Source organism: Frankia sp. AiPa1 (assembly GCF_023243075.1).
Classification (GTDB): domain Bacteria; phylum Actinomycetota; class Actinomycetes; order Frankiales; family Frankiaceae; genus Frankia.
In genome coordinates, this window is sequence record NZ_JALKFZ020000110.1 from 1 (window position 1) to 13826 (window position 13826).

Annotated in this window: 8 protein-coding genes; 2 read left to right on the forward strand and 6 right to left on the reverse strand. The window is 70.7% G+C overall.

What is annotated here, in order from left to right; all coding sequences use genetic code 11:
* Nucleotides 1–18 precede the first annotated feature (18 nt).
* From MXD95_RS08880 to MXD95_RS08890, 3 genes are read right to left on the reverse strand one after another with little or no spacing between them, the layout of a single operon-like run.
* Nucleotides 19–699, reverse strand: a complete 681-nt coding sequence (locus MXD95_RS08880) for an IucA/IucC family protein (protein WP_250640071.1) — start codon at nucleotides 697–699, stop codon at nucleotides 19–21.
* 2 nt (nucleotides 700–701) lie between these two features.
* The gene (locus MXD95_RS08885; RefSeq protein ID WP_250640072.1) at nucleotides 702–2396 is read right to left on the reverse strand and encodes a pyridoxal phosphate-dependent decarboxylase family protein; all 1695 of its coding nucleotides are present in this window, start codon (nucleotides 2394–2396) and stop codon (nucleotides 702–704) included.
* Nucleotides 2393–3835, reverse strand: a complete 1443-nt coding sequence (locus tag MXD95_RS08890; RefSeq protein WP_250640073.1) for a diaminobutyrate--2-oxoglutarate transaminase family protein — start codon at nucleotides 3833–3835, stop codon at nucleotides 2393–2395. The genes MXD95_RS08885 and MXD95_RS08890 overlap by 4 nt, the downstream gene beginning before the upstream one ends.
* A gap of 551 nt (nucleotides 3836–4386) precedes the next feature.
* Here MXD95_RS08890 and MXD95_RS08895 point away from each other — a divergent pair.
* Nucleotides 4387–5883 carry an alanine racemase gene (locus MXD95_RS08895; protein WP_250640074.1) on the forward strand — a complete coding sequence of 499 codons (1497 nt, stop codon included), beginning with the start codon at nucleotides 4387–4389 and terminating at the stop codon, nucleotides 5881–5883.
* On the opposite strand, the gene leuS is transcribed toward MXD95_RS08895, so the two are convergent.
* The 3 genes from leuS to MXD95_RS08910 all read right to left on the reverse strand — a co-directional run bounded on the left by leuS (nucleotide 5846) and on the right by MXD95_RS08910 (nucleotide 12276).
* Nucleotides 5846–8362, reverse strand: coding sequence for a leucine--tRNA ligase (gene leuS / locus MXD95_RS08900; protein ID WP_250640075.1), 2517 nt, complete (start codon nucleotides 8360–8362; stop codon nucleotides 5846–5848). The genes MXD95_RS08895 and leuS overlap by 38 nt on opposite strands.
* Nucleotides 8363–8826: 464 nt before the next feature.
* Nucleotides 8827–9723 carry an ATP-binding protein gene (locus MXD95_RS08905; protein WP_250640076.1) on the reverse strand — a complete coding sequence of 299 codons (897 nt, stop codon included), beginning with the start codon at nucleotides 9721–9723 and terminating at the stop codon, nucleotides 8827–8829.
* Between the two features lie 186 nt (nucleotides 9724–9909).
* Nucleotides 9910–12276 carry a SpoIIE family protein phosphatase gene (locus MXD95_RS08910; RefSeq protein WP_250640077.1) on the reverse strand — a complete coding sequence of 789 codons (2367 nt, stop codon included), beginning with the start codon at nucleotides 12274–12276 and terminating at the stop codon, nucleotides 9910–9912.
* A gap of 174 nt (nucleotides 12277–12450) precedes the next feature.
* Here MXD95_RS08910 and MXD95_RS08915 point away from each other — a divergent pair.
* The coding region (locus MXD95_RS08915; RefSeq protein WP_250640078.1) for a HAMP domain-containing protein at nucleotides 12451–13826 on the forward strand (1376 nt) is incomplete at its 3' end.

Consider the following 13826-nt stretch of genomic DNA (forward strand, 5'->3'; position numbering starts at 1 on the left):
GCGCGCGCGGCCACATATTTAAAAAAGACACCAAAACGGCCGGCCCCGCCCCCCCCCGCGCCCGCCCCGGGGGGGGGCGGGGCGGGGCCGGCCCCCCCCCCCCCCCCCCCAGCCGGGGGATGCGGCCCCCGGCATCGCCAGAACGGAGGGGTGCGCCGCCAGCCAGTGCAGGGAGAAGGAACCAGCCCGTTCGGGGGAGTAGCGGGCCATCGTCGCTTCGGACGCGCCCTGGCGGCTCTGCGCCGCAGGGTGGAACGGATGGCCGGTGAGCGAGGCCTGTTCGGCGGCCAGAAATGGCGCGGCCGGCGTCGGATCGCCGGCCAGGCGTCGGGCTTCGAGATGCCCGGCGATCCGGGCGCTCGACTCGACGATGCGCTGCAGGCCTACCGTGCCGTCCGCCGCGGGCCGGTCGCGCTCCGCGGTGATCTCCCGGACAAGCAGCGCTGCAAGCAGGCCCGCGTCGATGAAGCCGGATGCCGACCCGTTTGGGCTGACCAGCTCGGGCGGGTCGAATCGGTGCCAGCCGGACGGTGAGCGGTGGGCAAGACGCGCGCGGATGGACAGGCCCGAGGCGGCCAGCCGGATGTACACCATGTCGGCGTCGGCTGCCGGCAACACACCGCTCTCGCGCAGCCAGCAGCGCAGGAGGGTCTCGGTGGTGATGTCGTCGGCGATGCCTGCTGCGCTGGGCGTAGCCACGCTCACGCGATGCTCCGGTTGTGTGGCGGATCCGCATGCTCGGAGTGGTCCGGGCGCGCCAGATGGTCGCCGGTGGCGGCGATCAGACTCACCAGAGCACTCACGTCGGCGGGGGTGGCATCCGGATTGAGCAGGGTGAGCTTGAGATGCACCGCCCGTTCGGGGCCCGCCCGGGTGCGACCGACCACAGCCCGTCCCCCCTGTAGCAGGGCGCGGCGGATCCGCGCGTTCAGCTCGTCCACACAGCCAAGATCGTCCAGGTCGGCGGAGGCCGGCCGATAGCGGAAGACGATCGTGCTCAGCGTGACCGGATGGGCGAGCTCCAGCCTGGGATCTGCACGGACCGTACGTTCGGCATGCAGAGCGAGGTCATGGCAGATGTCCACTCGAGCAGCCAGTTCGCGCCGGCCGAGCGCCCGAAAGGTCACAGCGATCGGGAAACTATCGGGCCGCCGGGTGGTGCGCAGTGACCGGTCCAGCAGACTTGGGTAGCCCGCCTGTTCGTCGTCGTCCGCTCGCAGATAGTCGGCCTGGGCCACCCGCAGGCTCGGCCACCCGTCCGGACGGGGGGTGAGGAAAACGCCGGCCGGCGCCGGCTGCCACCCCCATTTGTGCAGATCCAACGCGACCGAGTCGGCGAGGGTGATGCCGGCGAGGAGTCCGGCCAGCCGCGGGGAGAACAACGCGCCGCCGCCATAGGCCGCATCCACGTGTAACCAGGCGCGGTGGAGGGAGGAGGCAGACGCATCTGGGTGGTTCATCTGGCCCATGTGGCCCCACGGCCGCCTGCGGTGCTCCTCGACCGCCGCAGCGATCTGCGGGAGAGGATCGACAGCCCCCGCGTCAGTGGTGCCGGCCGTGGCGACGACGACGGCGGGCCCGTCGTGGTTGGCGAGGGCCTGACGCAGTAGATCGACCCGCATCCGATCTCGCTCATCGGTGGCGATCTCGGCCACTGGCAGGCCGTGCAGGCCCAGCACGGCAGCGGCCCGATCCACGGACAGGTGGGCGGCGCTTGACCGGAATACCCGCAGCGGTGCCCCGCCGGCATCCGCCCGCTGTGCGGTCAGCTCCAGCGAGGTCGGCCGTGCGTTTGCGGACGCTGTGTCTGCCGATGCTGAGCTTGCGGCCGCGTCGCGGGCCAGCAGGAGGCCCAGCAGGTTGGATTCGCTGCCGCCAGTGGTGATCGTTCCGGTGGCCAGCCGGGGATCGAACCCGACCAGGGCGGCCAGGGCGGCGATGACCTCGGCCTCGACCGTCATCGCCGCCGGCCCCTGATCCCAGGAGTCCAGCGACGGATTGAGCGCGCTGACGGCGAGATCAGCAGCGATCGCGACTGCCAGCGGCGGGCAGTGCAGATGGCCCGCGCACCATGGATCGGCCGGATCCACGCTGCCAGCGGCCAGTGCCGTGACGAGTGCGGTCAACGAGGCCGCAGCGCCGATGCCCTCGGCCGGGAGCAGGCCGGCCCGGTCGGGCGGTGCCCCGGTCCGGTCGGGCGGTGTCTCGGTCTGTTTGGGCGGTGCGCTGGGCCGGTCGGGCGGTGCGCCGAGAGCAGCCAGTACGTCCGCGTGCACCCGCGAGGGGCCACCGTCCGGGAGCGGGCCGCCCCTGCGGCGACGGCCCTCGCCCAGGGCGGCGATGCTCAGCCTGACCAGATCGGGCAGCTCCAGCGGAGACTCGGCTGGCCCGTTCATGTGGCATCGCGACTGGTGTCCGGGCGATCCCATGGCGTGCAGCCGGCACGGTTGCGCCTGCTCGGGCCAGCTTGAACAGGTGCCGACCCTAGACGGTGTATGGCCGCGTCGACAGCATCGGCCAGCGTTGCCAGGGCATGCTCGGCCTGCGACTCGGTGATGATCAGGGGTGGGAGCAGGCGCGCTACCGCCGAATGCCGCCCACCCAGTTCGATGATCATTCCGCGATGTAGGCATTCCGCCCGGATCAGGGCGGCGAGGCGGGGATCGGCTGGATGCGCTCCGGTGCTGTCCGGCTCACCGGTCGGATCGACCACCTCGACCCCGAGCATCAGACCACGACCGCGGACGTGTCCGAGATGTGGCCGCTCGCGCGCGATCTCGGCCAGGGCCGCCAGCATGCTCGTGCCCAGACGTGCGGCCCGTTCATCGAGGCCGTCCAGGCGGACCCGGCGCAGCGTGGCACGGCCCGCTGCCATGGCGAGCTGGTTGCCGCGGAAGGTTCCGGTATGCGCGCCGGGCAACCAGACGTCGAGCTCAGCGCGATAGGCGATGACAGCGAGCGGCTGGCCGCCGCCAATCGCCTTGGACATGACGAGGATGTCCGGGGCGATCCCACTGTGCTCCACGGCCCAGAACCGGCCCGTTCGGCCCACGCCGGTCTGTACCTCGTCGACGATCATCGGAATCCCGCGCCGCCGGGTGATCTCGCGTACCGCTCGCAGCCAGTCGTCGGGCGCCGGGACCACCCCCCCTTCGCCCTGCACGGGTTCGACGATCAGGGCGGCGGGGTCGGTGACCCCTCCGAGTGGGTCATCCAGGAGGCGCTCGATGTAGCGGGAGGACAGCTGCGCGCCGTCCGGGCCGCCGGCGGGGCCGGTGACGGTACCGACCCCGAAGGGGCAGCGGTAGGGATGGGGGAACGGCAGACGGACCACCGAGAACGGCGCCGGCAGCGGATTCTTCGCGGCGACGTTGCCCGTCACCGCCAGCGCGCCTGCCGTCATTCCGTGGTACCCACCGGTGAATGCCAGCAGTGTGTGGTTCCCGGTCGCGGTCTGGGCGAGCTTGAGTGCCGCTTCCACCGCGTCGGCGCCGCTCGGGCCGCAGAAGTGCAGCTTCGCGTCCTGACCGAGCCCCGCAGGCAGGCCGGCGCGCAGCTCCTCGATGAAGGCGTCCTTCTCGGGGGTCGCCAGATCGAGGGTGTGCAGAGGGGCGCCTCGGGCCAGCGTCTCGCTCATGGCCTGGACGACGTCCGGGTGGTTGTGCCCCAAGGCCAGCGTGCCGGCGCCGGACAGGCAGTCCAGGTAGCGTCGCCCATCCGCGCCGTGGATGATCGCGCCTTCCGCCCTGACCGGCACGATCGGGAAGGTGCGTGCATAGGTACGGGCAGCGGACTCCTGGCTGCGTTGCCGCGCAAGGATCGCAGCCGCGTCCACCGCTGGAACGGGTGGAACGGCATTTGTGCCGCTGTGAGCGGAAACCGACAAGGGGGCGACTCCCTTTGGAGCGGACCGGTTTGAGGGAAGCCTAACCTAACTCATCGAAAAATGTGCGTCGCGCACCGGGACCGCGGTTCTGGCGCGTCCGCGTGGGGGCCTGCGTCGACGGCCACTCCATAGTCCGCCTGCTCATCCCGCATCGTCGCGCAAACGCCGCATCGGCCGACGGAGTGCCGGTCGGGTGGGGGTGAGTGGCCAGGCACACGCCCAACAGTGGTCACTCGGATGTGGACACGCCGAATCCGAGCCTGCTAGGCCGATGATCCAGATTTGTGGCAATCACCGATGCGGGATGAGAGTTCGTCGCCCGCGGGCGCCAGACGGCGCGAATCGCCGCAGATATGTGTCGGGTTCGTATGTGGGTTATTTCGGCGTATGGCCCCGATGGGTGGTACGGAGGACACAGCCGCGGCAGGGAGCCCGTCGGTGTGGGCCTGCGCCCGGACGGGCGGTCGGTCTGGTCCTCCACCCCGGAAGGGAGATCTCGGATGGAACTGCCGCCATCGGCGGCTCCGCTGCGTGCGCTGCCGGCGGACAGCCTGCCCAGCACTGTGCTGAGCGCGGTGCGAGACGGGTCGGCGGGCACCGCCGATGCCAGTGCCTACCTGTACGAGCCGGCGATCGCCGCCGGCAACGCCGCCGCGCTGCGGGCCTGCCTGCCGGCGTGGGCGGAGATCTGCTACGCGGTCAAGGCCAACGGCTTCGCACCGATCCTCGACGCGCTGCTGTCGGGCCTCGGGATCGACGGCTTCGAGGTTTCCTCGACGCGAGAGGTGCGCCTGGCCCTGGATGCCTTTGACCGGGTGGCGTCACGGCGTCGCCGGCTGGTCTCCTCCGGCCCGGCGAAGTCACTCGCTCTGCTGACTGCGCTGGCCGAGACGCCGGATGCGGTGGTCAATGTGGAGAGCCCGGGCGAGCTGCACCGTCTGGAGGGAGTTGCCGCCCGGCTCGGGCGGCGGGTCACCGTCGCCGTGCGGGTCAACCCACGGCAGGTCCGTCTCACCGGATCACTGCAGATGGGCGGGCGCCCGAGCGCGTTCGGAGTGCCCGAGCCGGAGGTGCCGGCCGTCCTGGAACTGGCAAGACGTCTGCCGCACGTGGACGTGGCCGGATTCCATGTCCACGCCGTCTCCGCGAATCTCGATGTGCCGGCCCATCTGGACTACGTCCGTTGGTGCCTGGACTTCGCCGAACGGGCGGCGCGTGCCGCCCGGATGGACCTGCGTCTTCTGGACGTGGGCGGGGGCTTCGGAGTGCCGTTCGAGCCGGACCGGAAAGGCGAACGACCGTTTGATCTGGCCCGGTTCGGGGACGGCCTCAGCCGGTTGGCCGTCCCCACCGGAGTGCAGATGATCTTTGAGCCCGGTCGGCTCCTCGTCGCCGACTGCGGGTGGTACGCCGCGCAGGTCGCGGACGTGAAGCGGTCCTACGGGACCACCTTCGTAGTACTGCGCGGCGGTATCCACCATTTCGCTCTGCCCACGTCCTGGGAGATCGTGCACAACTTCGCCGTCGTGAACCGGAACGGGCCGCTGCTGGGCGACCCCGGTGACCAGGAGTTGGCGACTGGCCCGAACGGGTCAGGGGATCCCGGCCGCGGCGAGGATCCCGGCGTGCGTGACCCGGCCGGATCTGGCACAACGGACCAGGCAGGGCAGACGGACCAGGCAGGGCCGGCGGGGCCGGCGGGACCGGCGGAGGAGCGTGAGGTGGCTGCCACGTGGCCGATGGCGGAGGTCGACACGACAGGGCGGGCAGTGACCGTCGTCGGGGAGCTGTGCACACCGGAGGACACCCTGGCCCGTGACATCACAGTCGGTCCGGTGCGCACCGGCGACGCGGTTGTCTTCCCGATGGCCGGTGCCTATGGCTACGAGTTCGCCCTCGCGGAGTTCCTCGGGCACGCCCGGCCACGTCGTGTCGTCCTCCCACCGGCAGGCGGCAGGCTCAGAGCACCACGTTCACTACCCGGGGCGCACGAATGATCATTTTGCGGATCGTGTTGCCGGCGACCAGGGACTGGATCTTCGGCGCGTCGAGGGCCAGCGCCCGCAGCTCGTCCTCGGAAACAGATGTTGGCACCTCGATCCGGTCACGAACTTTCCCGTTGACCTGAATGACGCAGGTGACCGTTGTCTCGACCAGAAGTTCTGGATCGAACGCCGGCCAGCCGGCGTCGATGACCGACGGCTGATTCCCGAGCAGCGACCAGGCCTCCTCCGCGGAGAACGGCGCGACGATGGAGAGCATCCGGACGAGTGACGACGCGCCCTCGCGCACGGCGGCGTCCGGGGCCCGGAGTGTGTCGTGGCCCTTCTTCACCACCGTGGTCAGTTCCATCATCCGGGCGATCGCCACGTTGATCCGTTTGGCTTCCATCGCTCGGGTCACTGCCGCGATGAGGCCGTGAACCTGCTTTCGGACGGCCGGATCCCCACTCGTCGGAAAGGCCGTTTCTGCGGCGAGGGCGCCTGTGGCGATGCCGGTTCCCGTGGCCGGTCCGATGTCGTGGGCGAGCCGCAGCACCCGGTTGAGCCATTTGATGGAACCGGCCGGGGAGACGTCTGCCCAGTCAATGTCCTCCTCGGGGGGGCTCGCGAACAGCATGGTGATGCGGACCGCGTCCGGACCGTACTGGGCGAGCTGTTCCTGGAGATTGACCAGGTTTCCCAGGCTCTTGCTCATCGCCCGGCCGTTCATGATGACCTGACCCTGGTTGGTCAGCCGAGTGAACGGCTCGGTGAAGGGCAGATAACCGAGGTCGTGCAGAGCCTTGGTCATGAACCGGGCATAGAAGAGATGACCGGTGGCGTGTTCCTTGCCGCCGACGTACTCGTCCACCGGCAGCCAGGCCCGGATGCCGGCCGGATCGAACGGACCCTCGGTGTAGGTCGGATTGGGGAAACGCAGAAAGTACCAGGAGGAGTCGACGAACGTGTCCATCGTGTCGGTGTCCCGGCTGGCCGGCGCGCCGCAGGTGGGGCAGGTCGTCGCCAGCCATTCCGACGCCGACTGCAGCGGGGAACTGCCGTCCTCGGAACGCAGCTCGTATCCGGTGGTCGGCAGCCGGACCGGCAGTTCCGCGTCCGGAACGGGGACCTCACCGCACGCCGGACAATGAATAATCGGAATGGGGGTGCCCCAGTAACGCTGGCGGGAGATCAGCCAGTCCCGCACGCGGAACGTCACGGCGGCCGTGCCCACGCCGCGGGCCTCGAGGTCCGCGATGACCGCCGCCTTCGCTTCCGTCACCGACAGCCCGTCCAACGAGCCGGAATTGATCAGCCGGCCATCACCCGAGGTCGCGACGCCGGTCGCCGCCGGATCCGGCTCACCGGTGTCGATGACCACCCGCACGGGCAGTTCGAGCGTCCGGGCGAAGTTGAGATCGCGCTGGTCATGCGCGGGTACCGCCATCACGGCGCCGGTGCCGTATTCGGCCAGGACGTAGTCGGCGGCGTAGATCGGTATGGGATCGCCGGTGAGCGGATTACGGGCGGTGCGGCCGAGGGGAACACCGGTCATGGGCCGGTCGGTGGCCAGCCGTTCCAGTTCGGGAGTCGCGCGGGTGCGTTCCTGGTATGCCGCGAGCGCGGCTGCCTGCTCTGGCGCGCACAGCTCGTCGGCCAGCGACGAATCCGCGGCGACGACGAAGAAGGTCGCCCCGTACAACGTGTCAGGACGTGTACTGAACACCCGGACGGGTTCGTCTCGCCCGTCGACGGCGAAGTCGATGTGGGCGCCGACCGAACGGCCGATCCAGTTGCGCTGCATCGCCAGCACGTCGTCCGGCCATCTCCCTTGGAGCTGGGCCATGTCGTCGAGCAGGCGTTGGGCGTAGTCAGAGATGCGAAAGAACCACTGGGTGAGCTTTCGCTTGACGACCTCGGTGCCGCACCGCTCACATTTTCCCTGAATGACCTGCTCGTTGGCGAGCACGGTCTTGTCGGTCGGGCACCAGTTCACCGGGGCCGACTTGCGGTAGGCGAGGCCCTTCTCGAACATCCGCAGAAAAATCCACTGGTTCCAGCGGTAGTACTCCGGGTCGGAGGTGTGCAGCCGGGTGCGCCAGTCGAAGGAGATGCCGAGCCGGCGGAACGATTCCGCCTGCACGTCGATGTTCTGGTAGGTCCACGCCGCCGGGTCCAGGTTCCGGCGCAGGGCCGCGTTCTCCGCGGGCAGGCCAAAGGAGTCCCAGCCGATGGGGTGGACCACCGCGCCGCCACGCAGCCGCTCGAACCGGGCGATCGCGTCGCTGATGCTGTACACCTCGGCGTGGCCCATGTGCAGGTCCCCGGATGGATAGGGGAACATGCTCACGACATAGCGCCGCCGCTCGTCATCGTCCGCGGGGAGGAGATCGGCCACCTCGAAGGAGTGCCGGTCCTGCCAGAGTTTTATCGTGGCCTCGTTGTCCACGGACGGTTCGAAGACGTCGGTGGTGGTGGTGTCGTTCTCAGCCATGTAACAGTCCTTGTCGGGGGAGTCGGGTAGCACCGACCCGCACATCCATCCGTTATCGAGGCGATTGGTCGGCGATCGTATTTCCTTCGGTCGTGGCTGTTGTTTATCGGATAAAATTCCCACCAGATCTCGCGGCTCCGAACCAGGAACGCAAGTATACCTGCGGGCCAAAGTCGCAGTTTTGCCGTGTGCCAACGGGGCCGTGCGCCGACGAGCGGTGAGCGGACGAGCGGTGAGCCGTACGCCGATGGGCGCCGGCCACGGCGGCGACATGGCCCGGCGTGGCGGCATGACGTCGATGACGTGAGCCCGATCAAGGCCACCGCGGAGGTTCCACGGCCGGCCGGGCGGCCGGGCAGCCGCGATGCGATGCGATGCGGACCGGGTGATCGTCCGGTCCGGAAAGCCACCGAAACGGGCCGAGGAGCCGCCGATGGCGACGGAACAAATACTGGGAGTGAATTCTAGAGGAGACGGGTCACGATGGTCGGGCCCGTCTGACCGGACGCTCCGTGCGCATCGGGAAGTCGACGGCCATCCCCGGCGTCGCGAGGGCCTTGCCGCTCTCGGACGTTCTGGACGTCCCTGAGGCTCAGGGCCTCGTGGGTGTCCTGAGCCTCCCGGGCAGCACCCCGAGACGGGTGCGCCGATCCGGCCCGGGTGAGGGAGACGGCCAGGGCGCCCCGAGCCGACGAGTGCCCTCGGGTGGAGGAGGTGCCGCGGCTGGTGAGCGGGATGGAGGCCGGCCCGGAACGGGGCGGTGACTCCGGCTCGGTGGGCGTCGACGCGGGCGCTGGAACGACGCCTGCCGCGCGCCGCGGCGCCGGCTCCGACGCTGTGGCCGCGGCGGGGTCGGATGCCGGGGCGGGCGCCGCCCGAGAGCTGTCCTGGGCCGCCTCCTGCGTCGTCCGGGCGGCGGTGGGCGCGGGCGGAACCGGCAGGTCGAACCAGAGGTACTTGCCGGTCTCGGCGGCCACCGTCCCCCAACTGCCGGCCAGAGCATCAAGGACGAGCAGGCCGCGACCGCCCTCCGCGTCGGCTGCGGCCGTACGGCGCTGCGGCAGGACGGTGGACGTGTCCGACACCGAGGCGTGGATGAGGCCGGGCCGCATCTCGATGAACAGCCACAACGGCGGCTCACCGTACTTGACCGCGTTCGTCACCAGTTCACTGACGAGCAGTTCGGCGGTATTGCGAACATCCTCGGGGATGTCCGACATGCGCAAGCCCTCCCGCAGCACGTGGCGTGCCTGGGGCACGGCCGAGGGAAGGTAGGGGAGCTCGGCGAGGATGTGGGTTGCGGGCGGACACCGTGTTGTCGCCTGCCGCACCACGTCCATCGGAACCGAAGACGCGTTCATCGACCACCAAGCCTGAACAACGAGGACATCTTGTGCTGGTGTACCCGCTGGGGGCCGATTGAAGCGTCGGCATCCGGATCGCGTGGATTACGCCGATGCCAGACGGGCATCGGCACTTGTTTGGGCCCGCTGACCTGCGCCGCCCTCATCCCCTGCCCGGCCAGACGGGTCGGTAGCCGGGAGCGCTCAGCCCGGGACGCGCACGACGAGGATGGCCACGTCGTCGCGCAGGTTGCCACCGGCGAAGCGCTCCGCGGTGGTGCGGACCCGATCGGCGATGCCCTGCGCGGACAGGCCGGCACAGTCGGCGACGGCGGCCAGCAGTCGTTCCTCGCCGAGCATCTCGTTGCCGTCGCGGGCCTCGATCACTCCGTCGGTGTAGAAGATCAGAGCCTCCGCGGTGCCGAGCGTGACATCGATCGCGGGGAAGGAGACCTCGTCGTCGTCGAGGATGCCCAGCAGGGTTCCGGGACGGCCGATCAGAGCGGCCTGCCCGTCGGCGCGCAGCACGACCGGCTGTGGATGCCCGGCGAGGAAAAGCCGCAGCCGCACTCCCGTCCCGCCCAGGTCCTCCACCTGGGCCACACCCGCCGCCTGGGCCACACCCGCCGCCTGGGCCGTGATCGCGGGTTGGGCGGACGTGCCTGCCGACCCGGCCGGCTCCGCCAGGTCGGCCGCCGTCGGTGGGGACAGAGCCGGACCGAGGACCGAGGCCGCTGCCAGGGTGCAGAAACGGCCCTGGCCGTTCGGATGGGAGGAGGCGGCGTCGCGCAGTGTCCGGTTCAGTTCGAGCAGGACCTCGCCGAGATCGGTGCCGCGCCCGGTGAGCAGGCGCAGGACAGCACGGGCCACGCCGGTCACGGTGGCCGCCTCGGCGCCCTTGCCGCAGACGTCGCCGATCGCGATCGTCCACCCCAGCGGGCCCCAGAGCAGGTCGAAGAAGTCGCCGCCGACATCGAGCCCGGCGGACTGGGCGGCGCCGTAGGCCGAGCCGAGGTCCAGGCCGGTGATCCGGGGCAGGTCCGGCGGGCGCAGGCCGGCCTGCAGGGTGCCGGCCAGCTCCACCTGCCGGCTGTACAGCCGGGCGTTGTCGATGGCGAACGCCGCACGGCGGGCGAGGTCGGCGAGCAGGTCGATCTCGTCGGCGGCGAACGCGTTGCCCTCCGGACGCCCCAGGGCCAGCACGCCCAGCACCCGACGGCGGGCCTTGAGCACCATGACCAGGGCCGGCCCGCCGAAGGCGGTCAGCGAGCGCACCCGGTCACCGCTGGCGCCGCGCACCGCCGCCATCAGCGGGCCGTTCTCGTCAGCGGCTGCCTCGCCGAGTGGGCCCTCCAGGCTTTCCTCGGCGTGGGTGGCCTGCCAGAGCGTGGGATCGGCGTTTTCCCGATGCAGGTAGACCGTGCACCACTGGGCGAGCCGCGGGACCGGCAGCCGCGCCAGCAACGCCATTGAGTGGCCGAGTTCCAGGCTGCCGGCCAGCAGGTCGGATGCCTCGGCGAGGAAGGACAGCATGCCGATGCGGCGTTCCTCGGCCCGCCGCATGTCCCCGCCGCCGAGCGCCAGGGCCATCCAGCGGGTCGCCAACTGGATCCGCTCGAGGTCGCCGGCGACGAGGCCCGTCCCGGGCACGGGCCACAGCAACAGCTCGCCGAGGCTTTCCTGGGTCGGGTCGAGAGAGTAGGCGAGGGCCTCGGCGTCGTCGCTTACCACGCCGAGGTTCGCGACGGTCTCGACGCGTCCACCGTCGCGCCCGGGGCGACGCACGAGTCCGGCGGTGACCCCGAGGGCGTCGACGAGTTGGGCGAGCAACTCGTTCACCTCGCCCTCGGCGGTCAGCGCGCGAGCGGTGTCGCGGGCGATGAGCCGAGGCGGCCGGGGCGGCCCCAGCTGCCGGGGCACCAGGCCAGCCGGCACCCGGCGGTCTGGATCATCGACGGCGCCGTGATGGCCGGTGACGGGAACCGGACCGGTGCGGCCACCGCCGTCCGCGCCGGCCGGGTCGGCGTCGATGCCGGTGCGGCCGTCGGAAAAGGCCCCGGTGAGCTCGGTGTCCTTGACGTCGCGACCGGTGTCGACGAGGGTGTCGGTGCCGGCTGGTGGGCGGAGCTGGAACCAGACCGTCTTGCCGCCACGGTGGTGTTCGGTGCCCCAGCTGGTGGCCAGCGCGTCCACGAGGGCGAGGCCACGTCCGTCCTCGCGCAGCCCGTCGAGGCCGAAGTCAGCATCCTCGGCGAACGCCGACGGCGGGCGGGGAACATCGACCTTCTTCACCCGGGCCATGCCGATGCGGACGGGATGGCGGTCGGCGACGCCGACCCGGACGCCGAGCCCCTCCGGGCGCACGTCAACCGTGGCCGCGGTGCCCGCGTGCACCACGACGTTCGTCACCAGCTCGGTGACCAGCAGCAACGCGGAGTCGAGCAGGTCGTCGTCGAGCCGGCCGCGTAGGGTCTCGAGAACGAACCGTCGCGCCGACCGGGGAGAGTCGGGCGTGGGCGGCAACGTGATGGCGTGCTCCGACGTTGCCGGACCCCCTCCTGCGCCACTCATGTCGCTCAGTCTCTCCTGCGTTGTCCATCGTGAGGCGGATACTGACGGCTGGTGTCACCTGTCCACCGACGCCCGCCACGCCGGTGCCCCGAGGAGACCGCCCCCTGGTCCGGGCAGCTCCGCCCGGCCCGTCGTCCGAGACGATCGTGCCGACCGAGCTCAGCTAGGAGACCGATGAGTGCCACTGACGATCACCAGTCCCCGGCCCGCCGCGATCCCGCTGTGCCCGGCGATCCCTCCGGGCCCGCCAGCGGTGCCGCCCGGCCCGACAGCGCTGCCGCCCGGCCCGGCAACGGTGCCGTGCCCGGCCGTGACGCTACCGCGACCATCGTCCCTCATGCACCACGCGATCCGGATGCGCCCCTGGTTGGACGGGACGACGGGGTGGCCTGGACGTCGTCGGACGATCTGATCGCCGACCTGCTGGCCGGGCTGACCAAGCTCTGCGAGGGCGACTTCTCCACCCGGCTGGCAGCTCGGGGGCCGGCCCGGGGGGGCGTCGCCGGCGAAGTGCTTCGCCGGTTCGACGAGCTCGCCGCACTGCAGGAACGGCATGCGGGGGAACTCGCCCGAGTGAGCAAGGTCATCCGCCGGGACGGCCGGCTCACTCTGCGGATGGAGGACCTGGGCAGCCCGGACGGCTGGTCGGACATGACACAGGCGGTGAACTCCCTCATCGATGACCTGGCCCGGCCGACGCACGAGGTCGCCCGGGTCATCGCCGCGGTGGCCGAGGGCGATCTGTCCCAGCATATGGCGCTGGAGATCGCTGGCCAGCCGGTGCGTGGCGAGTTCCTGCGGATCGGCACCACCGTGAACACGATGGTGGACCAGCTCTCGTCCTTCGCGGACGAGGTGACCCGGGTGGCCCGCGAGGTCGGCACCGAGGGGAACCTGGGCGGGCAGGCCAAGGTCAAGGGCGTCTCCGGCGTCTGGGCGGACCTGACCGAGTCGGTGAACTCGATGGCGGGCAACCTGACCAGCCAGGTCCGCAACATCGCTCAGGTCACCACGGCGGTGGCCCAGGGCGACCTGAGCCAGAAGATCACGGTGGATGCCCGTGGCGAGATCCATGAGTTGAAGTCGACCGTGAACACAATGGTGGACCAGCTCTCCGCGTTCGCCGACGAGGTCACCCGGGTGGCCCGAGAGGTCGGCACCGAGGGCAAGCTCGGCGGCCAGGCCCAGGTCAAGGGGGTCTCCGGGGTCTGGCGGGACCTCACCGACTCGGTGAACGTCATGGCCGGCAACCTCACCACCCAGGTCCGCAGCATCGCCGAGGTGGCGGCCGCGGTGGCCCGAGGCGACCTGACCCGGCAGATCACCGTCGACGCCCGCGGCGAGGTCGCGGGCCTGGCGCACACCCTGAACACGATGGTGGACCAGCTCTCCTCGTTCGCGGACGAGGTGACCCGGGTGGCCTGGGAGGTCGGCACCGAGGGCAACCTGGGCGGCCAGGCGCACGTGCGCGGGGTGTCGGGGGTGTGGCGGGACCTGACCGAGTCGGTGAACTCGATGGCGGGCAACCTGACCAGCCAGGTCCGCAACAT